Source organism: Streptomyces sp. HUAS ZL42 (assembly GCF_040782645.1).
Taxonomy (GTDB): Bacteria; Actinomycetota; Actinomycetes; order Streptomycetales; family Streptomycetaceae; genus Streptomyces.
This window is the reverse complement of record NZ_CP160403.1, coordinates 2973453-2999845: the sequence shown is the minus strand read 5'-3', so window position 1 is coordinate 2999845 and position 26393 is coordinate 2973453. Positions and strand designations below refer to the sequence as shown.

The window sequence follows — 26393 nt, the reverse complement described above, 5'->3', positions numbered from 1 at the left end:
TTGTCATGACTTTTCCCGTACCCCGAGGGAAGACCACGCATTGAGCAGCGAGTAGCGTGTTACCCATGGCTCCGACCTCCACTCCGCAGACCCCCTTCGGGCGGGTCCTCACCGCCATGGTCACGCCCTTCACGGCGGACGGCGCACTCGACCTCGACGGCGCACAGCGGCTCGCCACCCACCTCGTGGACGCAGGCAACGACGGCCTGATCATCAACGGCACCACCGGCGAGTCCCCCACCACCAGCGACGCGGAGAAATCGGACCTGGTACGAGCCGTACTGGAGGCGGTCGGCGACCGCGCCCACATCGTGGCCGGCGTCGGCACCAACGACACCCACCACAGCATCGAGCTGGCCGGGGCCGCCGAGAAGGCGGGCGCACACGGCCTCCTGGTCGTCACCCCGTACTACAACAAGCCCCCGCAGGAGGGCCTGTACCGGCACTTCAAGGCCGTCGCCGACGCCGCCGAGCTGCCGGTCATGCTGTACGACATCCCCGGCCGCAGCGGCGTCCCCATCAACACGGAGACTCTCGTCCGCCTTGCCGAGCACCCCAGAATCGTCGCCAACAAGGACGCCAAGGGCGACCTCGGGCGCGCAAGCTGGGCCATCGCCCGGTCCGGCCTCGCCTGGTACTCCGGCGACGACATGCTGAACCTGCCGCTGCTCTCCGTGGGCGCGGTCGGCTTCGTCTCCGTCGTCGGCCACGTGGTCACCCCCGACCTGCGCGCCCTCGTCGAGGCGTACGTCTCCGGCGACGTGCAGAAGGCCACCGAGATCCACCAGAAGCTGCTCCCGGTCTACACCGGCATGTTCCGCACCCAGGGCGTGATGACGACCAAGGCCGCGCTCGCCCTCCAGGGCCTGCCCGCCGGACCACTGCGCGCCCCCATGGTCGAGTGCACGCCCGAAGAGATCGAACAGCTCAAGATCGATCTTGCCGCGGGCGGGGTACAGCTCTAGCACCAGACTTCGCGACCCCGTTCGCGCACCAGGACTTCACAACTGAATAAGCGGGCCACCGGTGCCTGCACCCGACAACGACAACTGCTTCTGCACGAACGTCATGCGCGCCACGTGCCCTACCGGTACGTGGCGCGCATGGTGAGGAGAGTCTTTTGAGTCATCCGCATCCTGAACTCGGCCCGCCCCCGCCGCTGCCCGAAGGCGGCCTGCGCGTCACCCCGCTCGGAGGCCTCGGCGAGATCGGCCGAAACATGACGGTCTTCGAGTACGGCGGCCGCCTGCTGGTCGTCGACTGCGGAGTGCTCTTCCCCGAGGAGGAGCAGCCTGGAATCGACCTGATCCTGCCGGACTTCTCGTCGATCCGGGACCGTCTCGACGACATCGAGGGCATCGTCCTCACCCATGGTCACGAGGACCACATCGGCGGCGTCCCGTATCTGCTGCGGGAGAAGCCGGACATCCCGCTGATCGGCTCCAAGCTGACCCTCGCCCTCATCGAGGCGAAGCTCCAGGAGCACCGCATCCGCCCGTACACCCTCGAGGTGGCGGAGGGGCAGCGCGAGCGCATCGGCCCCTTCGACTGCGAGTTCATCGCGGTCAATCACTCCATCCCCGACGCCCTGGCGGTGGCCATCCGCACGCCCGCGGGCATGGCGGTCCACACGGGCGACTTCAAGATGGACCAGCTTCCACTGGACAACCGCCTCACGGATCTACACGCGTTCGCACGGTTGAGCGAGGAGGGGATCGACCTCCTCCTCACCGACTCCACGAACGCCGAAGTCCCAGGATTCACGCCTCACGAGCGCGACATCTCCAACGTCCTGCGTCAGGTCTTCGCGAACGCCCGGAAGCGGATCATCGTGGCGAGCTTCGCCAGCCACGTCCACCGCATCCAGCAGATCCTGGACGCGGCGCACGAGTACGGCCGCCGGGTCGCCTTCGTCGGCCGCTCGATGGTCCGGAACATGGGCATCGCGCGGGACCTCGGCTACCTGAAGGTCCCGCCCGGTCTGGTGGTGGACGTCAAGACCCTCGACGATCTCCCGGACGGCGAGGTGGTCCTGGTCTGCACGGGCTCCCAGGGCGAACCGATGGCGGCCCTGTCCCGCATGGCGAACCGGGACCACCAGATCCGCATCGTCCAGGGCGACACGGTGATCCTGGCGTCGTCGCTGATCCCGGGCAACGAGAACGCGGTCTACAGGGTCATCAACGGTCTCACGCGCTGGGGCGCCAACGTCGTCCACAAGGGCAACGCCAAGGTGCACGTCTCGGGCCACGCGTCCGCGGGCGAGCTCCTGTACTTCTACAACATCTGCCGGCCGAGGAACCTGATGCCGGTGCACGGAGAGTGGCGACACCTGCGCGCCAACGCCGAACTCGGCGCGCTCACGGGCGTCCCGCACGACCGGATCGTGATCGCCGAGGACGGCGTCGTCGTCGACCTGGTCGAGGGCAAGGCGAAGATCTCCGGCAAGGTCCAGGCGGGTTACGTGTACGTCGACGGCCTCTCGGTCGGTGACGTGGGAGAGCCGGCCCTCAAGGACCGGAAGATCCTGGGCGACGAGGGCATCATCTCGGTCTTCGTGGTGGTCGACTCGTCGACCGGCAAGATCACGGGCGGTCCGCACATCCAGGCCCGCGGCTCGGGCATCGAGGACTCCGCCTTCGGTGACGTGATCCCGAAGATCACGGAGGTGCTGGAGCGCTCGGCCCAGGACGGCGTGGTCGAGCCCCATCAGCTGCAGCAGCTGGTGCGACGGACCCTGGGCAAGTGGGTCTCGGACACGTACAGGCGCAGGCCGATGATCCTCCCGGTCGTCGTGGAGGTCTGACCGGCGCAGGACCCGTCGTACGAGTGAACCTGGAGCGGGGCCCCTCGATTTGCATCAGGGCGCCCCGCTCCAGTACGTTTACGGCTCCGCCCGATCGGGAACCCGGCCACTTCATGCGCCGGAACCAGTCTCCCGGAGGGGGCGGAAATTCCGGCTCAGAATCTCTGATAAAGTCGGGTCCGCCGGAAAGGGAAACGCGAGAGCGGGAACCTGGAAAGCACCGAGGAAATCGGATCGAAAAAGATCTGATAGAGTCGGAAACGCAAGACCGAAGGGAAGCGCCCGGAGGAAAGCCCGAGAGGGTGAGTACGAAGGAAGCGTCCGTTCCTTGAGAACTCAACAGCGTGCCAAAAATCAACGCCAGATATGTTGATACCCCGTCTCCGGCCGTCATGGCTGGGGCGAGGTTCCTTTGAAATAACACAGCGAGGACGCTGTGTGCGAGGGGACTATTCCTCCTCTCGCACCGCTCTCGTGGTGTCATCCCGATTACGGGAGAACATTCACGGAGAGTTTGATCCTGGCTCAGGACGAACGCTGGCGGCGTGCTTAACACATGCAAGTCGAACGATGAAGCCCTTCGGGGTGGATTAGTGGCGAACGGGTGAGTAACACGTGGGCAATCTGCCCTGCACTCTGGGACAAGCCCTGGAAACGGGGTCTAATACCGGATATCACTTCCACGGGCATCTGTGGGGGTCGAAAGCTCCGGCGGTGCAGGATGAGCCCGCGGCCTATCAGCTTGTTGGTGAGGTAACGGCTCACCAAGGCGACGACGGGTAGCCGGCCTAGAGGGCGACCGGCCACACTGGGACTGAGACACGGCCCAGACTCCTACGGGAGGCAGCAGTGGGGAATATTGCACAATGGGCGCAAGCCTGATGCAGCGACGCCGCGTGAGGGATGACGGCCTTCGGGTTGTAAACCTCTTTCAGCAGGGAAGAAGCGCAAGTGACGGTACCTGCAGAAGAAGCGCCGGCTAACTACGTGCCAGCAGCCGCGGTAATACGTAGGGCGCAAGCGTTGTCCGGAATTATTGGGCGTAAAGAGCTCGTAGGCGGCTTGTCACGTCGGGTGTGAAAGCCCGGGGCTTAACCCCGGGTCTGCATTCGATACGGGCTAGCTAGAGTGTGGTAGGGGAGATCGGAATTCCTGGTGTAGCGGTGAAATGCGCAGATATCAGGAGGAACACCGGTGGCGAAGGCGGATCTCTGGGCCATTACTGACGCTGAGGAGCGAAAGCGTGGGGAGCGAACAGGATTAGATACCCTGGTAGTCCACGCCGTAAACGGTGGGAACTAGGTGTTGGCGACATTCCACGTCGTCGGTGCCGCAGCTAACGCATTAAGTTCCCCGCCTGGGGAGTACGGCCGCAAGGCTAAAACTCAAAGGAATTGACGGGGGCCCGCACAAGCAGCGGAGCATGTGGCTTAATTCGACGCAACGCGAAGAACCTTACCAAGGCTTGACATACGCCGGAAAACCGTGGAGACACGGTCCCCCTTGTGGTCGGTGTACAGGTGGTGCATGGCTGTCGTCAGCTCGTGTCGTGAGATGTTGGGTTAAGTCCCGCAACGAGCGCAACCCTTGTCCTGTGTTGCCAGCATGCCCTTCGGGGTGATGGGGACTCACAGGAGACCGCCGGGGTCAACTCGGAGGAAGGTGGGGACGACGTCAAGTCATCATGCCCCTTATGTCTTGGGCTGCACACGTGCTACAATGGCAGGTACAATGAGCTGCGATACCGTGAGGTGGAGCGAATCTCAAAAAGCCTGTCTCAGTTCGGATTGGGGTCTGCAACTCGACCCCATGAAGTCGGAGTTGCTAGTAATCGCAGATCAGCATTGCTGCGGTGAATACGTTCCCGGGCCTTGTACACACCGCCCGTCACGTCACGAAAGTCGGTAACACCCGAAGCCGGTGGCCCAACCCCTTGTGGGAGGGAGCTGTCGAAGGTGGGACTGGCGATTGGGACGAAGTCGTAACAAGGTAGCCGTACCGGAAGGTGCGGCTGGATCACCTCCTTTCTAAGGAGCATCTAGCTGCCGCAAGGCAGCCAGAGCCACTACGCCGGCGCGTGTCCGGCGGTGGTCAGCTCATGGGTGGAACGTTGATTATTCGGCGCTCTTGGTCATCTCTTCATTCCCAGTACTGCTTCGGCGTGGAACGGGACGAGGAGGGGCGAGGGTGTCGGGCACGCTGTTGGGTGTCTGAGGGTACGGCCGAGTGTGGCTGCCTTCAGTGCCGGCCCCAGTGCACTCGAATCGGTTGGTTCGGGGTGATGGGTGGTTGGTCGTTGTTTGAGAACTGCACAGTGGACGCGAGCATCTGTGGCCAAGTTTTTAAGGGCGCACGGTGGATGCCTTGGCACCAGGAACCGATGAAGGACGTGGGAGGCCACGATAGTCCCCGGGGAGTCGTCAACCAGGCTTTGATCCGGGGGTTTCCGAATGGGGAAACCCGGCAGTCGTCATGGGCTGTCACCTGCTGCTGAACACATAGGCAGTGTGGAGGGAACGCGGGGAAGTGAAACATCTCAGTACCCGCAGGAAGAGAAAACAACCGTGATTCCGGGAGTAGTGGCGAGCGAAACCGGATGAGGCTAAACCTACGACGTGTGAGACCCGGCAGGGGTTGCGTCGTGGGGGTTGTGGGATCTCTTTTCCACGGTCTGCCGGCCGTGGGGCGAGTCAGAAACCGTTGATGTAGGCGAAGGACATGCGAAAGGTCCGGCGTAGAGGGTAAGACCCCCGTAGTCGAAACGTCAGCGGCTCGTTTGAGAGACACCCAAGTAGCACGGGGCCCGAGAAATCCCGTGTGAATCTGGCGGGACCACCCGCTAAGCCTAAATATTCCCTGGTGACCGATAGCGGATAGTACCGTGAGGGAATGGTGAAAAGTACCCCGGGAGGGGAGTGAAATAGTACCTGAAACCGTGTGCCTACAAGCCGTGGGAGCGTCGGATGGGAGCTTGCTTCCATCTCGTGACTGCGTGCCTTTTGAAGAATGAGCCTGCGAGTTTGCGGTGTGTTGCGAGGTTAACCCGGGTGGGGTAGCCGTAGCGAAAGCGAGTCCGAAGAGGGCGGTGGAGTAGCACGCTCAAGACCCGAAGCGGAGTGATCTAGCCATGGGCAGGTTGAAGCGGAGGTAAGACTTCGTGGAGGACCGAACCCACCAGGGTTGAAAACCTGGGGGATGACCTGTGGTTAGGGGTGAAAGGCCAATCAAACTCCGTGATAGCTGGTTCTCCCCGAAATGCATTTAGGTGCAGCGTCGTGTGTTTCTTGCCGGAGGTAGAGCACTGGATAGGCGATGGGCCCTACCGGGTTACTGACCTTAGCCAAACTCCGAATGCCGGTAAGTGAGAGCGCGGCAGTGAGACTGTGGGGGATAAGCTCCATGGTCGAGAGGGAAACAGCCCAGAGCATCGACTAAGGCCCCTAAGCGTACGCTAAGTGGGAAAGGATGTGGAGTCGCAGAGACAACCAGGAGGTTGGCTTAGAAGCAGCCACCCTTGAAAGAGTGCGTAATAGCTCACTGGTCTAGTGATTCCGCGCCGACAATGTAGCGGGGCTCAAGCGTACCGCCGAAGTCGTGTCATTGCGATATTGACCCCCAACGGGGATCGTGATGGGTAGGGGAGCGTCGTCTGCCGGGTGAAGCAGCACCGGAAGGTAGTTGTGGACGGTTGACGAGTGAGAATGCAGGCATGAGTAGCGATTCACACGTGGGAAACGTGTGCGCCGATTGACTAAGGGTTCCTGGGTCAAGCTGATCTGCCCAGGGTAAGTCGGGACCTAAGGCGAGGCCGACAGGCGTAGTCGATGGATAACCGGTTGATATTCCGGTACCCGCTGTGAAGCGTCAAACATCGAACCTTCTGATGCTAAGGCCGTGAAGCCGCCCCGGAGCCTTCGGGCAAGGGGGAGTGGTGGAGCCGCCGGACCAAGGTGGTAGTAGGTGAGTGATGGGGTGACGCAGGAAGGTAGTCCATCCCGGGCGGTGGTTGTCCCGGGGTAAGGGTGTAGCCCGAGTGGTAGGCAAATCCGCCACTCATGGAGGGTGAGACCTGATGCCGAGCCGATTGTGGTGAAGTGGATGATCCTATGCTGTCGAGAAAAGCCTCTAGCGAGTTTCATGGCGGCCCGTACCCTAAACCGACTCAGGTGGTCAGGTAGAGAATACCGAGGCGTTCGGGTGAACTATGGTTAAGGAACTCGGCAAAATGCCCCCGTAACTTCGGGAGAAGGGGGGCCATGCCTGGTGATGGGCTTTACGTCCTGAGCTGGGGGTGGCCGCAGAGACCAGCGAGAAGCGACTGTTTACTAAAAACACAGGTCCGTGCGAAGCCGTAAGGCGATGTATACGGACTGACGCCTGCCCGGTGCTGGAACGTTAAGGGGACCGGTTAGCTCACTTTCGGGTGGGCGAAGCTGAGAACTTAAGCGCCAGTAAACGGCGGTGGTAACTATAACCATCCTAAGGTAGCGAAATTCCTTGTCGGGTAAGTTCCGACCTGCACGAATGGCGTAACGACTTCTCGACTGTCTCAACCATAGGCCCGGTGAAATTGCACTACGAGTAAAGATGCTCGTTTCGCGCAGCAGGACGGAAAGACCCCGGGACCTTTACTACAGTTTGATATTGGTGTTCGGTTCGGCTTGTGTAGGATAGCTGGGAGACTGTGAAAGCCATACGCCAGTATGGTGGGAGTCGTCGTTGAAATACCAGTCTGGTCGTGCTGGATGTCTAACCTGGGTCCGTGATCCGGATCAGGGACAGTGTCTGATGGGTAGTTTAACTGGGGCGGTTGCCTCCTAAAGGGTAACGGAGGCGCCCAAAGGTTCCCTCAGCCTGGTTGGCAATCAGGTGTTGAGTGTAAGTGCACAAGGGAGCTTGACTGTGAGACCGACGGGTCGAGCAGGGACGAAAGTCGGGACTAGTGATCCGGCGGTGGCTTGTGGAAGCGCCGTCGCTCAACGGATAAAAGGTACCCCGGGGATAACAGGCTGATCTTCCCCAAGAGTCCATATCGACGGGATGGTTTGGCACCTCGATGTCGGCTCGTCGCATCCTGGGGCTGGAGTCGGTCCCAAGGGTTGGGCTGTTCGCCCATTAAAGCGGTACGCGAGCTGGGTTTAGAACGTCGTGAGACAGTTCGGTCCCTATCCGCTGTGCGCGTAGGAGTCTTGAGAAGGGCTGTCCCTAGTACGAGAGGACCGGGACGGACGAACCTCTGGTGTGCCAGTTGTTCTGCCAAGGGCATGGCTGGTTGGCTACGTTCGGGAGGGATAACCGCTGAAAGCATCTAAGCGGGAAGCCTGCTTCGAGATGAGGACTCCCACCCACTTGATGGGGTAAGGCTCCCAGTAGACGACTGGGTTGATAGGCCGGATATGGAAGCACGGTAACGTGTGGAGTTGACCGGTACTAATAGGCCGAGGGCTTGTCCTCAGTTGCTCGCGTCCACTGTGTTAGTTCTGAGGCAACGACCCCGTATGTGTGTGTACGGTCCGGTCGGACTTCATAGTGTTTCGGTGGTCATAGCGTGAGGGAAACGCCCGGTTACATTCCGAACCCGGAAGCTAAGCCTTACAGCGCCGATGGTACTGCAGGGGGGACCCTGTGGGAGAGTAGGACACCGCCGAACAATCATTCAAAGGGTTGGACCCTGAACTTCGGTTCGGGGTCCAACCCTTTTTTGTTCCGCGTCACTTGAAGTTCAGGTTCCGCATCCAGCATCCACGGCATGGGTACTGCTGCAATGCTCAGGGCGGCCGGAGTGGGCATCGGTGACGAGGTCGTCGTGCCGGCCTTCGGGAACGTGGAAGTCGCCGAGGCGGTGACCCTGGCAGGTGCGCGTCCGGTGTTCGCCGACATAGACCCTGTGACGTACTGCCTTGATCCGTCCGCTGTCGAGGCGGCCGTAACTCCGCGGACGGCGGCCGTCGTTGTCGTACATCGCTTCGGCCGACCGGCCGACATGGGGCGGTTGCACGGAGTCGGTCAGCGGCACGGGCTTCTGGTGTTGCAGCAGGGTGAGTCCGAGGCGCCGTACGACGAGGTCGCCCAGCGCAGGGAGCGTGCCGCGTATCTCGATGGGAAGTTGCGGGGGGTCCGCACGCCCGACGGCGGGGACGGGCACACCTATCAGCAGTACGTCGTGCGCGTGCCGGGGAACGGGCGGCCCGACCGGGACGCGTTCGCACGAGCCGTGCGGGTCAGAGGGGTCGACTGCCGGGTCCCGGTGAAGACTCCCGTGCACCGACTGCCGGAGTTCCGGCGATGTGTGTCGCTGCGGGAGACCGAGCTGGCGGCCGACGAGACGCTGGCGCTGCCGGTCGACGCCGCGTTGACCAAGCGGGACATGCAGCGGATCGTGGCCGCGTGCAACGCGCTGGGCGGATTGCTCCAGCCGGCCTTCTGAACGGGTTTGGGAGCACGGGTCCGTTCGGGGTATGATCTATTGCGTTGCCGCGAGGGAAACCTCGAAAAGTGACTGGCCCCTATAGCTCAGTCGGCAGAGCGTCTCCATGGTAAGGAGAAGGTCAACGGTTCGATTCCGTTTGGGGGCTCCAGCAGAAAGGCCCCGCCCATTCGGGCGGGGCCTTCTTCGTATCCGCGTTCAGTCCTTGTGGATGCCCGGCACGCGCATCGCCAGAATCGCCATGTCGTCCGACGGGGCATCCGACGCGAAGCGCTCCACGGCGCGCATGATGCGGGCCGCGACCGCACCCGCCGTCAGGCCTGTGCAGGTCGTGAGGACGTCGGCGAGGCCGTCGTCGCCCAGCATGCGGGTGCCTTCACGGCGTTCGGTGACGCCGTCCGTGACGCACAGGAGCACATCGCCCGGATCGAGGGTGACCGTCTGCTCGTACAGCTCGAGGTCCTCCATGACGCCGAGGAGCGGCTGGGGTTCGGCTGCCGCCTCCACCGTGCCGTCCTGGCGCAGCCGGAGGGGGAGCGGGTGGCCTGCGCAGACCACCTTCAGTTCCGCGCTGCCGTCCTCCTGCGGGCGCATCTCGCCGTAGAGGAGGGTCAGGAAGCGGCTGCGGGCGCCCTCGTCGAGGATCGCGGAGTTGAGGCGCTCGAGGACCGCCGGGCCGCTGAGCCCCTCCCTTGCCAGGAGCCTCAGCGCATGGCGGGCCAGGCCCGTCACCGCCGCCGCGTTCGGGCCCGTGCCGCAGACGTCTCCGATGGCGAAGCCGTACGCGCCGTCGCGGATGGGGAAGAGGTCGTAGAAGTCGCCGCCGACCTCGTTGCCCTCGCCCGCCGCGCGGTAGATGACCTCGACCTCGACGCCGTCGATCTGGGGGAGTTCCGGCGGCAGGAGGCTGCGCTGGAGGGACTGGCTGATGGCCGTGCGCTCGGAGTACAGGCGGGCGTTGTCCAGGGCGAGGGCGGCCCGCCGGCTCAAGTCCTCGGCCAGTTCCAGGATTTCCTGGCGGAAGTGTTCGTCGGTGGGCTTGCCGAGAGTCAGCATGCCGATGACGCGGTTGCGGGCCACCAGCGGCAGGACGACTGTCTCGCCGCCCACCGCCGACGCCGTCGCCAGCGTCGTACCGATGCCGGAGCTCACCGTCATGGGTTCGCCGAGGCCGAGACTGCGCATGGAGGTGCGCAGGGCGGCCTGGTGGGCGGCCTCGGACGGGGCCGGCCAGACGCGCGCACCGGGGGTGGGCACCGGGTCGGGCGGGGCAATCTTGGAGAGCAACGACTTGATGCCGTCGATGAGTTCCTCGTCCTCGTGCAGGACGTACGACAGGTAGGGCTCCGAGGCCTGGTCCGCGATCGTGTAGACGGCGCACCAGGTGGCGAGGGTCGGGACCGTCATCTGGGCCATCAGAGCCAGGGTCTGGTCGCGGTCGAGCGTTCCGGCGAGCAGGTCCGAGGCCTCCACCAGGAAGCTGAGCGATCCTCGGCGCAGGCGCTCCAGCTCGCCCAGGCGGGCCGACTCCACCGCCAGGGCGATGCGGTCCGCCGCGAACTGGAGTCGCAGCGCCTCTTCGTTGGAGTATCGGCCGGGGCCTTCGGCCGCGACGCCCAGGGAGCCGGTGAGGCGGCCCTCGACCTTCAGCGGCACGGTGACCACCGACCGCATGCCCGTGCCGTTCAGCAGGGGGACGGCGCCGGGGACGGCCGTGAGGTCGTCGTGGACCGCGGGCATGCGGGCCGAGCCGTAGCGGCCGGGGCCCGCCTCGACCGGTACGCGTGCGAAGCGCTGGCGGGCGGAGGGCAGACCGGTGGAGGCGCGGACCTCCAACTCCGTCTCGTCGTCGGTCGCCAGGAGCAGGAAGGCGGAGTCGCCGTCGAGCATGTCGCGGGCGCGTTCGACCGTGCGCTGGAGGAGGCCGTCGAGGTCGTCGGGTGCCGGCGAGCCGATGAACACCTCGAAGGGATCGGAGTTCTGGCCGTCGGCAGGGGCCGGGTCGGAGGACGGGACGCGCATCGGCGTCTGCAGGACGGCCCGTTCGTGGTCGCGGACGAGGAGACAGACCGTGGACGGCTCCCCGTCCGTGTCGCGGACGCGGAGGTGGGAGGCGTACACCGGGGTGACACGGCCGTCGGCGCCGCGGATGCCGTAACTGCCTTCCCAGCGCGAGAGTTGCAGGGCTTCCGCGATGCCTGTGCTGGTGCCGGGTGTGTGCGGCCAGGCCGCGAGGTCGGTCAGCGGCTTGCCGACGACCTGGTCGGCCGGGTAGCCGAAGAGTTCCTCGGCGTCCTCGTTCCAGGCCGCGATGGAGCCGGTGCGGTCGATCTGGACGACCGCGACGCGGACGCGGCTGTCGGCGAGCGGGAGGAGGTCGGCGGGGAGGGACGGCCCGGCGGCGCGGGTGCCCACCGGGCGCTCGGGCAGGTCGAGTTGGAACCAGACCTGCTTGTGCGTGGGGGTGTACTCGACGCCCCAGCGGCCGGCGATCGCCGCGCACAGCTGGAGGCCGCGGCCACCCTCGCGGTCGGGGCTGCCCATGTTGACGGCCGTGGCCTGCAGCGGGATCTCGCGCTCCGGATACCGGTCGGCCACCTCGATCCGCACCCCGTCGTCGCTGCGCAGGCACAGGACGTCGGCCGATGTGCCCGCGTGCACCACGGCGTTGGTCACCAGTTCGCTGGTGAGGACCACGGCGTCGTCCACGATGTCGGCGAAGCCCCAGCCCTGGAGGGTGTCGCGGACGAAGGACCGCGCGGTCGCGACCGATCGTCCGACGGGCTCGAAGCTGGCGGCCGCGCGCGCGGTGATCACAGAACTCCTCGACCGGTTGTCGACGTACAGGGCTCCGTGGCCGACCTGGTCGCGCCGCTCGTACGGCCGCGCGCCCGTCGGCCGGGGGTCCGGGGGCTGTCCCCCAGGGATCAGTCCGGTGGTCATGTGTGCGGCCGCCCCTCCGATGCCCGCTCGTTCTCGTGCCACCGCCCAGACCGGACGGACCGGCGCGGCTGGACAGCCGCATGCAAGGTTACTTACCTTCCCTGTCCGAGCGGATGCCGGTCGCCGGTGTTTCCGTCCGTAGGGTGTGCGGACGATGTGCGAAGCTGCCGAACTGTTATGGCCTGGTTCGGTGAGGGTGAAACACTGGGCAAGCTTCTTGTGAAGGTCCGGGCAGGCTGGGTGTCTTCTGTGTACGGCGGGCAGCAGCCCCCAGGTGTGGCCTGATTACATCGGGCAGAAATACACAGCAGCAACTGGTAAGTCGAACAGAAGTACCCGAGCACAGCAGTAACGGTCGACCCCTGCGGGAGGGACACAGTGGAGTCTGGCGCAGCGACGCGGGCCACGAAGACGCGCGCGAAAGGCGGACAGTCCCTGAGCAACCAGCGCAAACCGCGCAACGGGACCACCGTGGTGGACACGGCCGCCTTGAACCGGCTGCTGGTGGCTCTGGTGGCCATGCGCGACGGAAACTTCCGAAAGCGGCTCACGGTGTCGGGCGACGGCGTGATGTCGGAGATTGCTGCGGTTTTCAATGAGGTGGCCGACCGCAATCTGCATTTGACGGGTGAGTTGTCGCGCGTGCGGCGCATGGTGGGGCGTGACGGCAAACTCACGGAACGGCTGGAAACAGGCGCCTGCGAGGGTTCCTGGGCGGCCGCGATCGACAACTCCAATGCTCTCGTGGACGACCTCGTACGGCCCGTCTCCGAGGTCGGCCGGGTGCTGTCCGCGGTGGCCGAGGGCGATCTGTCGCCGCGTATGGAGCTGCGGACGCACACCCCGGAGGGGGTCGGGCATCCGCTGCGCGGCGAGTTCCTCAAGGTCGGCCGGACGGTCAACAACCTGGTCGATCAGTTGTCGACGTTCGCCGACGAGGTCACGCGTGTGGCCAGTGAGGTGGGGACCCAGGGCAAGCTGGGCGGACAGGCCCAGGTGCGTGGTATGTCCGGTTCCTGGAAGGACCTCACGGAGTCCGTCAACACGATGGCGGACCGGCTGACGGCCCAGGTGCGGGACATCGCCCTGGTGACGACGGCGGTCGCCAAGGGTGACCTGTCCCGCAAGGTCACGGTTCATGTGGCCGGCGAGATGCTGGAGCTGAAGAACACCGTCAACACGATGGTCGACCAGCTGTCCGCCTTCTCCTCCGAGGTGACCCGGGTCGCGCGCGAGGTGGGCACCGAGGGCATCCTCGGCGGCCAGGCGCAGGTGTCCGGCGTGGACGGTGTGTGGAAGGAACTCACCGATTCGGTGAACACCATGGCCGGCAACCTCACGGCCCAGGTGCGCGGGATCGCGGAGGTCACGACCGCGGTCGCCAACGGTGATCTGTCGCGGAAGGTCACCGTGCCTGCGCGCGGCGAGGTCGCACAGCTCGCCGAGACGATCAACCAGATGACCGAGACGCTGCGGATCTTCGCGGACGAGGTCACGCGCGTGGCCAACGAGGTCGGCTCCGAGGGCCGGCTCGGCGGGCAGGCGAACGTGCCGGGTGCGGCGGGTACGTGGAAGGACCTCACCGACTCCGTCAACACCGTCTTCCGGAACCTCACCACGCAGGTGCGAGACATCGCCGCCGTGACGACGGCGGTGGCCAGCGGTGACCTGTCGCAGAAGGTCACTGTCGACGTGGCCGGCGAGATGCTGGAGCTGAAGAACACCGTCAACGGGATGGTGGACCAGCTGTCCGCCTTCGGCGCCGAGGTCACGCGGGTGGCGCGGGAGATCGGCGTCGAGGGCGAACTGGGCGGGCAGGCACAGGTCTCCGGGGCGGCGGGTACCTGGAAGGACCTCACCGACTCCGTCAACACGGCGTTCCGGAATCTCACCGGACAGGTGAGGAACATCGCCCAGGTGACGACGGCGGTGGCCAACGGTGACCTGTCGCAGAAGGTCACCGTCGACGTGTCCGGCGAGATGCTCCAGCTGAAGAACACCGTGAACACGATGGTGGACCAGCTGTCGTCGTTCGCGGACCAGGTGACCCGGATGGCCCGGGACGTGGGCACGGAGGGGCGCCTGGGCGGTCAGGCCCGCGTGGACGGCGTGTCGGGCACCTGGAAGGAACTCACCGACTCCGTCAACTTCATGGCCGGCAACCTCACCTCGCAGGTGCGGCAGATCGCCCAGGTGACGACCGCGGTCGCCCGGGGTGACCTCTCGCAGAAGATCGACGTCGACGCGCGCGGGGAGATCCTCGAGCTGAAGAACACCATCAACACGATGGTCGACCAGCTCTCCGCCTTCGCCGACCAGGTGACGAGGGTCGCGCGCGAGGTGGGTACGGACGGCCGGCTGGGCGGCCAGGCCCAGGTGCCCGGTGTCGCGGGTGTGTGGCGGGACCTGACGGACTCCGTGAACGGCATGGCCGGCAACCTGACCGCACAGGTGCGCAACATCGCGCAGGTCGCCACCGCCGTGGCCCGCGGTGACCTCTCGCAGAAGATCACCGTGGACGCGCGCGGGGAGATCCTGGAGCTGAAGAACACCCTCAACACGATGGTGGACCAGCTGTCGTCGTTCGCCCAGGAGGTCACGCGTGTGGCCCGCGAGGTGGGCACGGAGGGCATCCTGGGCGGCCAGGCCGAGGTGCAGGGTGTCTCCGGCACCTGGAAGGACCTCACGCAGTCCGTGAACTTCATGGCGAACAACCTGACCATCCAGGTCCGCAACATCGCCGAGGTCACGACCGCCGTCGCCAAGGGCGACCTGTCGAAGAAGATCACCGTCGACGCCAAGGGCGAGATCCTCGAACTCGTCACCACCGTGAACACGATGGTGGACCAGCTGTCGTCGTTCGCCGAGCAGGTGACCCGTGTGGCCCGCGAGGTGGGCACCGAGGGCATCCTGGGCGGCCAGGCGCACGTGCCCGGTGTCGTGGGCATCTGGAAGGACCTCAGCGACAACGTCAACCTGATGGCCAAGAACCTGACCGTCCAGGTGCGCAACATCTCCCAGGTCGCGGCGGCGGTCGCCAACGGCGATCTGACCCGGACGGTGACGATCGAGGCGCGCGGCGAGGTCGCGCAGCTCGCCGACACGTTCAACACGATGGTGAAGACGCTGAGTTCCTTCGCCGACCAGGTCACCAAGGTGGCCCGCGAGGTGGGCACTGACGGCATCCTGGGCGGCCAGGCGCATGTGCCGGGCGTGGCCGGCACGTGGAAGGACCTCACCGAGTCCGTGAACCAGATGGCGTCCAACCTGACCGGCCAGGTGCGCAACATCGCCATGGTCACGACCGCCATCGCCAAGGGTGACCTGACGAAGAAGATCGACATCGACGCGCGGGGCGAGATCCTCGAGCTGAAGACGACCATCAACACGATGGTCGACCAGCTGTCGTCCTTCGCCGAGGAGGTCACCCGAGTCGCCCGCGAGGTGGGCACCGAGGGTCAGCTCGGCGGTCAGGCACGCGTGCGTGACGTCGACGGAACCTGGCGCGACCTGACCGAGTCCGTGAACGAGATGGCCGGGAACCTGACCCGTCAGGTGCGTGCCATCGCGCGCGTGGCCACCGCGGTGACCCGAGGCGACCTGAACCTGAAGATCGACGTCGACGCCTCCGGCGAGATCCAGGAACTGCAGGACTACATCAACAAGATGATCGCCAACCTGCGTGACACCACGATCGCCAACAAGGAGCAGGACTGGCTCAAGGGCAACCTCGCGCGCGTGTCCGCCCTGATGCAGGGGCGGCGCGACCTGGAGGACGTGGCCTCGCTCATCATGAGCGAACTGCCGCCCCTGGTGGCCGCCCAGCACGGCGCGTTTTTCCTGGCGATGCCGCCCGCCGACAGTGCGGGGGACCAGGGCGACCAGTACGAGCTGCGGATGCTGGGCTCGTACGGCTACTCGATGGGCTCCATGCCCACGTCGTTCCGGCCGGGTGAGGCGCTGGTCGGTACGGCCGCCGAGGAGAAGCGCACGATCCTCGTCGAGAACGCGCCGAGCGGTTATCTGAAGATCTCCTCCGGACTCGGAGAGGCGCCGCCCGCGCAAGTGATCGTCCTTCCGGTGCTGTTCGAGGGCAAGGTGCTCGGTGTCATCGAGTTGGCCTCCTTCACTCCCTTTACGCAGATTCAGAAGGACTTCCTCAATCAGATCGCCGAGATGATCGCGACCAGCGTCAACACGATCTCCGTCAACACCAAGACGGAGCAGCTGCTGAAGCAGTCGCAGGAGCTGACCGAGCAACTGCGCGAGCGGTCGGCCGAGCTGGAGCAGCGGCAGAAGGCCCTGCAGGCGTCCAACGCCGAACTGGAGGAGAAGGCCGAGCTGCTGGCCCAGCAGAACCGTGACATCGAGGTGAAGAACACCGAGATCGAGGAGGCGCGGCAGGTCCTGGAGGAGCGCGCCGAACAGCTCGCGGTCTCCATGCGCTACAAGAGCGAGTTCCTGGCCAACATGTCGCACGAGCTGCGTACGCCGCTCAACTCGCTGCTGATTCTGGCCAAGTTGCTCGCCGACAACGCCGAGGGCAACCTCTCCCCGAAGCAGGTCGAGTTCGCCGAGACGATTCACGGGGCCGGCTCCGACCTGCTTCAGCTGATCAACGACATCCTCGACCTGTCGAAGGTCGAGGCGGGCAAGATGGACGTCTCTCCGACGCGCATCGCGCTCGTCCAGCTCGTCGACTACGTGGAGGCCACCTTCCGGCCGCTGACCGCCGAGAAGGGCCTCGACCTGTCCGTACGGGTGTCGCCCGAACTGCCCGCCACGCTGCACACCGATGAGCAGCGACTGCTGCAGGTGCTGCGCAACCTGCTGTCCAACGCGGTGAAGTTCACCGACTCGGGGTCGGTCGAGCTGGTCATCCGGCCCTCGGGAGCCGATGTGCCGGTGGCGATCCGGGAGCAGTTGCTGGAGGCCGGTTCGCTGACCGACCCGGACGCGCCGTTGATCGCGTTCTCGGTGACCGACACCGGCATCGGGATCGCCGCCAGCAAGATGCGGGTCATCTTCGAGGCGTTCAAGCAGGCGGACGGCACCACGAGCCGCAAGTACGGCGGTACGGGTCTGGGGCTGTCCATCTCCCGGGAGATCGCACAGTTGCTCGGCGGTGAGATCCACGCGCAGAGCGAGCCGGGCCGCGGCTCCACGTTCACGCTGTACCTTCCGCTGCACCCGACCGAGCTGCCGCCGCAGGGCTACCAGCAGACCGTGCCCGCCCTGGAGGCTGGCGACCTGGTGGCCTCGGAGAACGGGTCGGCCGCGTTGTCGGAGCTGTCCGAGGTCGAGATCGAGACGCCGGCCGAGGTGAAGTCGTACCGGGAGACGCAGAACGGCGCCGCCGCACTGTTCAGGCGCCGCCGCAGGGCGGCCGTGCCCGCGGGCGAGTTGCGGCCCGGCCAGACGGAGGCGTGGTCGGCCGCCGAGCACGTGGCCGCGCCGCAGCCGCACCGCGGGATCCGGTTCGGCGGGGAGAAGGTGCTCATCGTCGACGACGACATCCGCAACGTGTTCGCGCTGACCAGTGTTCTGGAGCAGCACGGCCTGTCCGTGCTGTACGCGGAGAACGGCCGCGAGGGTATCGAGGTGCTGGAACAGCACGACGACGTGGCGGTCGTCCTGATGGACATCATGATGCCCGAGATGGACGGGTACGCGACGACGACGGCGATCCGCAGGATGCCGCAGTTCTCCGGCCTGCCGATCATCGCGCTGACGGCGAAGGCGATGAAGGGCGACCGGGAGAAGGCGATCGAGTCGGGCGCCTCCGACTACGTCACGAAGCCCGTCGATCCGGATCACCTGCTGTCGGTGATGCGGCAGTGGATGCGGGAGGAGTGACCGGAACGGGTGGAGTTGGTCGAGGCTTCGTACAGGTCTCGTACAGACCTCGTACAGGCTTCGTCCGGACGTGGCGGGAACCTTCGGCGTTCACGTGGAGTTGCTGACTCAGGGTGCCCGGAGTCGTGTAGAAGTACGGGATTGGGGGAACCTTCTGGTCCCCCGCCGCGTTTCTGCTACGTGCACAGTGACATCGCGGTGACAGGGTGTGGCGACAGGCGGGGTGCGGCTACCATGACCGGCACGAGGACGGGCGGCGCAAGGGAGTCGTCCCAAGGGGCGGCGCCCGGTGCACTGCCGGGGCGAGGAGGGCGGGCCATGGTGCAGAAGGCCAAGATCCTCCTGGTCGATGACCGGCCGGAGAATCTGCTGGCGCTGGAGGCGATCCTCTCGGCGCTCGATCAGACGCTGGTGCGGGCATCGTCCGGGGAGGAAGCGCTCAAAGCACTGCTGACGGACGATTTCGCGGTCATCCTGCTGGACGTCCAGATGCCGGGCATGGACGGGTTCGAGACGGCCGCGCACATCAAGCGGCGCGAGCGGACCCGGGACATCCCGATCATCTTCCTCACCGCCATCAACCATGGGCCGCACCACACCTTCCGCGGGTACGCGGCGGGTGCGGTGGACTACATCTCCAAGCCGTTCGACCCGTGGGTGCTGCGGGCGAAGGTCTCCGTGTTCGTCGAGCTGTACATGAAGAACTGCCAGCTGCGGGAGCAGGCGGCGCTGCTGCGGCTGCAGTTGGAGGGCGGTGGCGGCAAGGCCGCGGTCGGCGGCGGCTCCAAGGAGCCGGCCGGGCTGCTCGCCGAGCTCTCGGCGCGGCTCGCGGCCGTCGAGGAGCAGGCCGAGGCGCTGTCCAAGCAGCTGGACGACGAGTCCGCGGACGCGGCCGCAGTGGCGACCGCGGCCCACCTCGAGCGCAAACTCACCGGCCTGCGCAGGGCGCTGGACGCCCTGGAGCCCGGCACGGGCGGCACCGCTCCCTCGGTGCCGTCGCAGAACTGACGCGTGCCGCGACCGTAGTTGCGTACGGGCAGGTGGCGGTCGGCATGAGCGCACGTCAGTTTCGTGCCCTTCCAGGGGCGACACGAACGGGTGAAGCTGTGGGCACACGTGTCCGCTGTCGTCTCCACAGGTAACCTCACACCTATGGCCTCACGTCCCTCCGCAGCCAAGAAGCAGCCCGCCAAGAAGGCGGCCGCTCCGGCGAAGGCTCCGGCGAAGAAGGCCGCTGCGAAAAAGGCCCCGGCGAAGAAGGCGCCCGCCAGGAAAGCCGCGGCCAAGAAGCCCGTGCCCAAACCGGCTCCCAGCCCCACCGGGGGCATCTACCGGCTGGTGCGCGCCCTCTGGCTCGGCCTGGCGCACGCCGTCGGCGCCGTGTTCCGCGGCATAGGGAACGGCGCGAAGAACCTCGACCCGGCTCACCGCAAGGACGGTGTCGCGCTGCTGCTGTTCGGCGTCGGGCTGATCGTCGCCGCCGGCACCTGGGCGGATCTGAAGGGTCCCGTCGGCGATCTCGTCGAGATCCTGGTGACCGGCTCGTTCGGGCGTCTCGACCTGCTCGTGCCGATCCTGCTCGCGGTCATCGCCGTGCGCCTCATCCGGCATCCCGAGCAGCCCGATGCCAACGGCCGCATCGTGATCGGTCTGTCCGCGCTCGTCATCGGCGTGCTCGGCCAGGTCCACATCGCGTGCGGAGCGCCCGCCCGCAGCGCCGGCATGCATGCCATAAGGGACGCCGGCGGCCTCATCGGCTGGGGCGCGGCCACCCCGTTGACGTACACCATGGGCGAGGTCCTCGCCGTACCGCTGCTCGTGCTGCTCACGATCTTCGGTCTGCTGGTCGTCACGGCCACCCCGGTCAACGCCATTCCGCAGCGGCTGCGGCTGCTCGGCGTGAAGCTGGGTGTCCTGCACGACCGCGAGCAGGACGAATACACCGAGGACGACGAGCGCTACGACGACCAGTGGCGCGAGGCACTGCCCGCGCGCTCCCGCAAACGGGGGTCGGCGCCCCAGGCGTTCGACCCCGACAGTGCGGAGCAGGAGGCCCTCTCGCGTCGCCGCGGCCGTCCCCGGCGCTCCGCGGTGCCGCAGCCCGACATGGAACGGCAGATGGACGCCGTGGACGTCGCCGCGGCCGCCGCTGCCGCGCTCGACGGCGCGGTCCTGCACGGCATGCCGCCCTCGCCGATCGTCGCGGACCTGACTCAGGGCGTGAGCGTGGGCGACCGCGAGGAGACCGCGCCGACGCCGACACCGGTTCCGGCGGCGCGCCCCAAGCAGGAGAAGCTGAAGGCGGAGGTCCCCGACCTCACCAAGGCGCCGCCCGCCGAGACGTCCGACCTGCCGCCGCGCGCCGAGCAGCTTCAGCTGTCCGGCGACATCACCTACTCGCTGCCCTCGCTCGACCTCCTCGCGCGCGGGGGTCCCGGCAAGGCGCGCAGCGCCGCCAACGACGCGGTCGTCGCCTCGCTGACGAACGTCTTCTCCGAGTTCAAGGTCGACGCCGCCGTCACCGGCTTCACGCGCGGGCCGACGGTCACGCGCTACGAGGTCGAGCTCGGCCCCGCCGTGAAGGTCGAGCGGATCACCGCGCTCACCAAGAACATCGCGTATGCCGTCGCCAGCCCCGACGTGCGGATCATCAGCCCGATCCCCGGCAAGTCGGCGGTCGGCATCGAGATCCCGAACACCGACCGGGAGATGGTCAACCTCGGTGACGTACTCCGCCTCGCGGACGCGGCCGAGGACGACCACCCGATGCTGGTCGCGCTCGGCAAGGACGTCGAGGGCGGCTACGTCATGGCCAACCTCGCGAAGATGCCGCACGTACTGGTCGCCGGAGCCACCGGTTCCGGTAAGTCGTCCTGCATCAACTGCCTGATCACGTCGGTCATGGTCCGGGCGACTCCCGAGGACGTCCGCATGGTCCTCGTCGACCCCAAGCGCGTCGAGCTGACGGCGTACGAGGGCATCCCGCACCTGATCACGCCGATCATCACCAACCCGAAGCGGGCCGCCGAGGCGCTGCAGTGGGTCGTACGCGAGATGGATCTCCGATACGACGACCTCGCGGCGTACGGATTCCGGCACATCGACGACTTCAACGAGGCCATCCGCAACGGCAAGGTCAAGCTGCCCGAGGGCAGTGAGCGCGAGCTTCAGCCCTACCCGTACCTGCTGGTGATCGTCGACGAGCTCGCCGACCTCATGATGGTCGCGCCGCGCGACGTCGAGGACGCGATCGTGCGCATCACGCAGCTCGCGCGCGCGGCCGGCATCCACCTGGTGCTCGCCACGCAGCGGCCGTCCGTCGACGTCGTCACCGGCCTCATCAAGGCGAACGTGCCGTCGCGGCTCGCGTTCGCCACGTCTTCGCTCGCGGACTCGCGCGTCATCCTCGACCAGCCGGGCGCCGAGAAGCTGATCGGCAAGGGCGACGGGCTGTTCCTGCCGATGGGGGCCAACAAGCCGACCCGTATGCAGGGTGCCTTCGTGACCGAGGACGAGGTCGCGGCGATCGTCCAGCACTGCAAGGACCAGATGGCACCCGTCTTCCGGGACGACGTCGTCGTGGGGACCAAGCAGAAGAAGGAGATCGACGAGGACATCGGCGACGACCTCGACCTGCTGTGCCAGGCGGCCGAGCTGGTCGTCTCCACGCAGTTCGGGTCCACCTCGATGCTCCAGCGTAAGCTGCGCGTCGGCTTCGCGAAGGCCGGCCGGCTCATGGACCTGATGGAGTCCCGGGGCGTCGTCGGGCCGAGCGAGGGGTCCAAGGCCCGTGACGTTCTTGTGAAACCCGATGAGTTGGACGGCGTACTCGCCGTGATCCGCGGGGAGTCTGAAGGGTAGGGAAACGGGACGTCGAGGTCGTCTCGCGGGCGGGTGCGCAATCCGGGTGATGTTCGATCGTGACTCACTCGTGAGCGATCATTGAGCAACCGTTTCCCTTCGGCGTACGTCAAGTTGAGGGAAGCGACAAGCTTGCACCCCACCATCGGCATGACCGGCCATTCCGATGGCGTACAAATCGATACCGCCCGGTTGCCCCACCCTTTCGCACCCCCCCTAGACTGAACCTCCAGCACAGGTGGCTACACGCTCGAAAGGCGCCCCCGTGTCCATCGGCAACTCCCCTGAAGACGAGCGTCCGTTCGAAGACGTTTCCGAGGAAGCCCGCCCCTCCGTCGGCCGTGCGCTGCAGCAGGCGCGCATCGCAGCCGGGCTGACCGTCGACGACGTCAGTACCGCCACCCGGGTCCGTATCGCCATCGTCCATGCGATCGAGGCGGACAACTTCGCCCCTTGTGGCGGCGACGTCTACGCCCGCGGTCACATCAAGACGCTGGCCAGGGCCGTCCACCTCGATCCGGCCCCGCTGCTCGCGCAGTACGACGCCGAGCACGGCGGCCGTCCGGCGCCGACGCCGGCCGCGCCCATGTTCGAGGCGGAACGCATCCGCCCGGAGCGGCGCGGGCCGAACTGGACCGCGGCGATGGTCGCCGCGATCGTCGCCGTCGTCGGCTTCGTCGGGTTCACCGTGGTCAGGGGCGGTGACGACGGCGGCGCGAAGGGACAGGTCGCCGAGGGCACCCTGCCCGAGGCCGGCAAGTCCGCCTCACCCACGCCGAAGAGCAGCAAGCCGGCCGACGAGAAGCCCGAGCCCTCGGACAGCGCCATCGCGGCCGCGCCCCAGGACAAGGTGACCGTCCAGGTGAGCGCCGTCGACGGCCGCAGCTGGATCTCCGCCAAGGACCACAACGGCCGGCTGCTGTTCGACGGTCTCCTCAAGCAGGGCGAGTCCAAGACCTTCCAGGACAGCTCGAAGATCAACCTCGTCCTCGGTGACGCCGGCGCCATCCAGTTGTACGTCAACGGCAAGAAGATCGAGGACGACTTCCAGCCCGGCGCCGTGGAGCGTCTGACGTACACGAAGGGTGATCCGCAGGTCGGGTAAGAGGCAGGCTCACTGGTACGGGGTCGGCGGCCGGTCAAGATCGCCAACCCCGTCGACGTGGGCTGTCAGTGAGACAAAGTAGTCTTGAGCCCATGCCTGAACGCCGTACCGTCGCACTCGTCACCCTTGGCTGCGCCCGTAACGAGGTGGACTCGGAGGAGCTCGCAGGCCGCTTGGAGGCGGACGGCTGGAACCTCGTGGAGGACGCCGCGGAAGCGGACGTCGCCGTCGTCAACACCTGTGGTTTCGTCGACGCCGCCAAGAAGGACTCCGTCGACGCGCTGCTCGAGGCCAACGACCTCAAGGGGCACGGCAGAACCCAGGCCGTCGTGGCGGTGGGCTGCATGGCCGAGCGGTACGGCAAGGAACTCGCCGAAGCCCTCCCCGAGGCCGACGGCGTGCTCGGCTTCGACGACTACGCGGACATCTCCGACCGTCTGCAGACCATCCTGAACGGCGGCATCCACGCCTCGCACACCCCGCGCGACCGCCGCAGGCTGCTGCCGATCACCCCGGCCGAGCGGCAGTCGGTCTCGGACGTCGCCCTTCCCGGACACGGTGCCGCGGCCGATCTCCCGGAGGGCCTCGCTCCGGCCTCGGGCCCGCGCGCACCCCTGCGCCGCCGCCTGGACGGCGCCCCGGTCGCCTCGGTGAAGCTCGCCTCCGGCTGCGACCGGCGCTGCTCCTTCTGCGCCATCCCCTCCTTCCGCGGCTCCTTCATCTCGCGCCGCCCGAGCGACGTCCTGAACGAGACGCGCTGGCTGGCCGAGCAGGGCGTCAAGGAGATCATGCTGGTCTCCGAGAACAACACCTCCTACGGCAAGGACCTGGGCGACATCCGCCTGCTGGAGTCCCTGCTGCCCGAGCTGGCGGAGGTCGACGGCATCGAGCGGGTGCGGGTGAGTTACCTCCAGCCGGCCGAGATGCGACCCGGCCTCATCGACGTACTGACCTCGACCCCGAAGATCGCGCCCTACTTCGACCTGTCCTTCCAGCACTCCGCGCCCGGTGTGCTGCGCGCCATGCGCCGCTTCGGCGACACGGACCGTTTCCTGGAACTGCTCGACACCATCCGCGCCAAGGCCCCCGAGGCCGGCGTGCGCTCGAACTTCATCGTGGGCTTCCCCGGCGAGTCCGAGGCGGATCTGGCCGAGCTGGAGCGCTTCCTGAACAGCGCGCGGCTGGACGCCATCGGCGTCTTCGGCTACTCCGACGAGGAGGGCACCGAAGCGGCGACGTACGAGAACAAGCTCGACGAGGACGTCGTCGCCGACCGTCTCGCCCGTGTCTCCCGCCTGGCGGAGGAGCTCGTCTCGCAGCGCGCGGAGGAGCGCGTCGGGGAAACCGTGCGCGTGCTCGTCGAGTCCGTCGACGGCGAGGAGGGCGTGTACGGCCGCGGGACGCACCAGGCGCCCGAGACGGACGGCCAGGTGCTGCTCACGGGCAGCGAGGGGCTCACCGTCGGCCGTATGGTCGAGGCGAAGGTGGTCGGTACGGAGGGTGTCGACCTGGTGGCCGAGCCGCTGCAGGGCTCGCTCGCATGGCGTGAGGAGGCGGACAGATGACCGGTGTACCGGCGTCCGCCGCGGGCGGCTCCCCGAAAGCGAAGGCCACCACGGGCGGTGCGGCATCTGCCGCTGCCTCCTCCGGGACTGCTTCCGGCGCTGCTGCCGGCGCACCGGGCGGCGTGAAGCCAGTGCGGGGCGGGAAGATCGCGGCCGCGGCGGTCAACCAGGCCAGCGTCTGGAACGTCGCCAATCTGCTGACCATGCTCCGGCTCGTCCTGGTGCCCGGCTTCGTCGCGCTGATGCTGGCCGACGGCGGATACGACCCGGCGTGGCGTTCGCTCGCCTGGGCCGCCTTCGCCATCGCCATGATCACCGACCTGTTCGACGGGCACCTGGCGCGGACGTACAACCTGGTCACGGACTTCGGGAAGATCGCCGACCCCATCGCCGACAAGGCGATCATGGGGGCGGCGCTGATCTGTCTCTCCGCGCTGGGCGACCTGCCGTGGTGGGTGACAGCCGTCATCCTCGGCCGGGAACTCGGTGTGACGCTGCTGCGTTTCCTGGTCATTCGATACGGCGTCATCCCGGCAAGCCGTGGAGGCAAGCTCAAGACGCTCACGCAGGGCGTGGCCGTCGGGATGTATGTGCTGGCGCTGACGGGATGGCTCGCCACCCTGAGGTGGTGGGTGATGGCGGCGGCCGTCATCCTGACCGTCGTGACCGGGCTCGACTATGTGAGACAGGCCATTGTGCTGCGCCGGCAGGGAATCGCCGAGCGCAAGGCCGCGTTGGAGGAGACGGAAGCGTGAGTTCCCCGGCCACCGACGTGGTGCGACTACTCGGAGTGAAGGGCCAGACCCTCGCTGTGGCCGAGTCGCTGACCGGAGGCCTGGTTGCGGCGGAGATCACATCGGTTCCCGGAGCGTCCAAGGTCTTCCGGGGCTCGGTGACGGCCTACGCCACCGAGCTGAAGCACGAGCTGCTCGGTGTCGATGCCACCCTGCTGGCCGAGTGCGGCGCGGTGGATCCGCAGGTCGCGGCGCAGATGGCGGCCGGAGCGCGGAAGGCGCTGGGCGCCGACTGGGGCATCGCGACCACCGGTGTGGCCGGTCCGGAAGCCCAGGACGGCCAACCCGTCGGGACGGTCTTCGTGGCCGTGGACGGACCCTTCGGGACGGAAGCGGGTTCCGCCGGTGGCGGAAAAGTGGAGGCGCTGCGGTTGAACGGCGACCGCGCGGAAATTCGTATGGAGAGTGTACGGAGCGTACTCGCACTGCTCCTGAAGGAGCTTGTGAGCGAACACACTGGGAATGAGCGGGCACAGGATACGGAACGGAACGGGGGGTTTTGATGTTTGCAGCCCTGAGTGAACACGACATCGCTCCCCGCACGGCCGCGGCGCAAGGCGGTACGGTGGGGCGTGAAGGATGCGGTTACGCGGTCCGAGGAGGGAGCCACCGATGATTCTGCTCCGTCGCCTGCTGGGTGACGTGCTGCGTCGGCAGCGCCAACGCCAGGGCCGTACTCTGCGCGAAGTCTCCTCGTCCGCCCGAGTCTCACTCGGCTATCTCTCCGAGGTGGAGCGGGGGCAGAAGGAGGCTTCCTCCGAGCTGCTCGCCGCCATCTGCGACGCGCTGGACGTACGGATGTCCGAGCTCATGCGGGAAGTGAGCGACGAGCTCGCCCTCGCCGAGCTGGCGCAGTCTGCTGCGGCCACTCCCAGCGAGCCTGTGCCGACGCCGGTTCGTCCGATGCTGGGTTCCGTGTCGGTGACCGGTGTGCCACCGGAACGGGTGACCATCAAGGCGCCCGCCGAGGCGGTGGACGTGGTCGCCGCGTGATTCGCACACGCGTCCACTGACGAGCTGTTTGAAGCCCCGTCCG

Annotated in this window: 12 protein-coding genes, 1 tRNA gene and 3 rRNA genes; 15 read left to right on the top strand and 1 reads right to left on the bottom strand. The window is 66.6% G+C overall.

The annotated features are described in order from the left end of the window. Positions 1 to 65 precede the first annotated feature (65 nt). The 7 genes from dapA to ABZO29_RS13650 all read left to right on the top strand — a co-directional run bounded on the left by dapA (position 66) and on the right by ABZO29_RS13650 (position 9384). The gene (gene dapA, locus ABZO29_RS13680; protein ID WP_367320458.1) at positions 66 to 965 is read left to right on the top strand and encodes a 4-hydroxy-tetrahydrodipicolinate synthase; all 900 of its coding nucleotides are present in this window, start codon (positions 66 to 68) and stop codon (positions 963 to 965) included. A 155-nt stretch (positions 966 to 1120) separates the two neighbouring features. Then, complete coding sequence (locus ABZO29_RS13675; RefSeq protein WP_367320457.1) at positions 1121 to 2806, top strand: ribonuclease J; 1686 nt, start codon at positions 1121 to 1123, stop codon at positions 2804 to 2806. Between the two features lie 502 nt (positions 2807 to 3308). Further along, a 16S ribosomal RNA gene (locus ABZO29_RS13670) occupies positions 3309 to 4833 on the top strand. Between the two features lie 305 nt (positions 4834 to 5138). Continuing rightward, a 23S ribosomal RNA gene (locus ABZO29_RS13665) occupies positions 5139 to 8260 on the top strand. Positions 8261 to 8339: 79 nt separating this feature from the next. Continuing rightward, positions 8340 to 8456, top strand: a 5S ribosomal RNA gene (rrf, locus tag ABZO29_RS13660). Together the 16S, 23S and 5S rRNA genes form the textbook arrangement of a ribosomal RNA operon. Before the next feature lie 114 nt (positions 8457 to 8570). Continuing rightward, on the top strand, positions 8571 to 9233 hold the full coding sequence (locus tag ABZO29_RS13655; protein ID WP_367326129.1) for a DegT/DnrJ/EryC1/StrS family aminotransferase: 663 nt from the start codon (positions 8571 to 8573) through the stop codon (positions 9231 to 9233). Positions 9234 to 9308: 75 nt separating this feature from the next. Beyond that, positions 9309 to 9384: transfer RNA gene (locus ABZO29_RS13650), tRNA-Thr, on the top strand. Between the two features lie 47 nt (positions 9385 to 9431). Here the strand turns inward: ABZO29_RS13650 and ABZO29_RS13645 are convergent. Further along, positions 9432 to 12176 (bottom strand): SpoIIE family protein phosphatase, encoded by a 2745-nt coding sequence (locus tag ABZO29_RS13645; RefSeq protein ID WP_367320456.1) that lies wholly within the window; start codon positions 12174 to 12176, stop codon positions 9432 to 9434. Positions 12177 to 12554: 378 nt separating this feature from the next. On the opposite strand from ABZO29_RS13645, the gene ABZO29_RS13640 reads away from it, so the two are divergent. The 8 genes from ABZO29_RS13640 to ABZO29_RS13605 all read left to right on the top strand — a co-directional run bounded on the left by ABZO29_RS13640 (position 12555) and on the right by ABZO29_RS13605 (position 26350). Continuing rightward, positions 12555 to 18032, top strand: a complete 5478-nt coding sequence (locus ABZO29_RS13640) for a HAMP domain-containing protein (RefSeq protein WP_367320455.1) — start codon at positions 12555 to 12557, stop codon at positions 18030 to 18032. A gap of 318 nt (positions 18033 to 18350) precedes the next feature. Then, positions 18351 to 19040, top strand: coding sequence for a two-component system response regulator (locus ABZO29_RS13635; protein ID WP_367320454.1), 690 nt, complete (start codon positions 18351 to 18353; stop codon positions 19038 to 19040). A 144-nt stretch (positions 19041 to 19184) separates the two neighbouring features. Beyond that, on the top strand, positions 19185 to 21893 hold the full coding sequence (locus ABZO29_RS13630; RefSeq protein WP_367320453.1) for a DNA translocase FtsK: 2709 nt from the start codon (positions 19185 to 19187) through the stop codon (positions 21891 to 21893). A 265-nt stretch (positions 21894 to 22158) separates the two neighbouring features. After that, a complete protein-coding gene (locus ABZO29_RS13625; RefSeq protein ID WP_367320452.1) occupies positions 22159 to 22998 on the top strand; it encodes a helix-turn-helix domain-containing protein in 840 nt (279 codons plus the stop codon). 92 nt (positions 22999 to 23090) lie between these two features. Further along, the gene (rimO, locus tag ABZO29_RS13620; protein ID WP_367320451.1) at positions 23091 to 24563 is read left to right on the top strand and encodes a 30S ribosomal protein S12 methylthiotransferase RimO; all 1473 of its coding nucleotides are present in this window, start codon (positions 23091 to 23093) and stop codon (positions 24561 to 24563) included. Then, entirely contained in the window at positions 24560 to 25318 is a 759-nt protein-coding gene (gene pgsA / locus ABZO29_RS13615; RefSeq protein WP_367320450.1) for a CDP-diacylglycerol--glycerol-3-phosphate 3-phosphatidyltransferase, read from the top strand. The genes rimO and pgsA overlap by 4 nt, the downstream gene beginning before the upstream one ends. Next, entirely contained in the window at positions 25315 to 25860 is a 546-nt protein-coding gene (locus ABZO29_RS13610) for a CinA family protein (RefSeq protein ID WP_367320449.1), read from the top strand. The genes pgsA and ABZO29_RS13610 overlap by 4 nt, the downstream gene beginning before the upstream one ends. A gap of 109 nt (positions 25861 to 25969) precedes the next feature. Then, positions 25970 to 26350, top strand: a complete 381-nt coding sequence (locus tag ABZO29_RS13605; RefSeq protein ID WP_167997591.1) for a helix-turn-helix domain-containing protein — start codon at positions 25970 to 25972, stop codon at positions 26348 to 26350. The last annotated feature ends 43 nt before the right edge of the window (positions 26351 to 26393 follow it).

Bases quoted from the DNA above. Each gene is read 5' to 3' on its own strand.
- dapA (WP_367320458.1), top strand. From the start codon at position 66: ATGGCTCCGACCTCCACTCCGCAGACCCCCTTCGGGCGGGTCCTCACC.
- ABZO29_RS13655 (WP_367326129.1), top strand. From the start codon at position 8,571: ATGCTCAGGGCGGCCGGAGTGGGCATCGGTGACGAGGTCGTCGTGCCG.
- ABZO29_RS13645 (WP_367320456.1), bottom strand. From the start codon at position 12,176: ATGACCACCGGACTGATCCCTGGGGGACAGCCCCCGGACCCCCGGCCG.
- ABZO29_RS13635 (WP_367320454.1), top strand. From the start codon at position 18,351: ATGGTGCAGAAGGCCAAGATCCTCCTGGTCGATGACCGGCCGGAGAAT.
- ABZO29_RS13630 (WP_367320453.1), top strand. From the start codon at position 19,185: ATGGCCTCACGTCCCTCCGCAGCCAAGAAGCAGCCCGCCAAGAAGGCG.
- rimO (WP_367320451.1), top strand. From the start codon at position 23,091: ATGCCTGAACGCCGTACCGTCGCACTCGTCACCCTTGGCTGCGCCCGT.
- pgsA (WP_367320450.1), top strand. From the start codon at position 24,560: ATGACCGGTGTACCGGCGTCCGCCGCGGGCGGCTCCCCGAAAGCGAAG.
- ABZO29_RS13605 (WP_167997591.1), top strand. From the start codon at position 25,970: ATGATTCTGCTCCGTCGCCTGCTGGGTGACGTGCTGCGTCGGCAGCGC.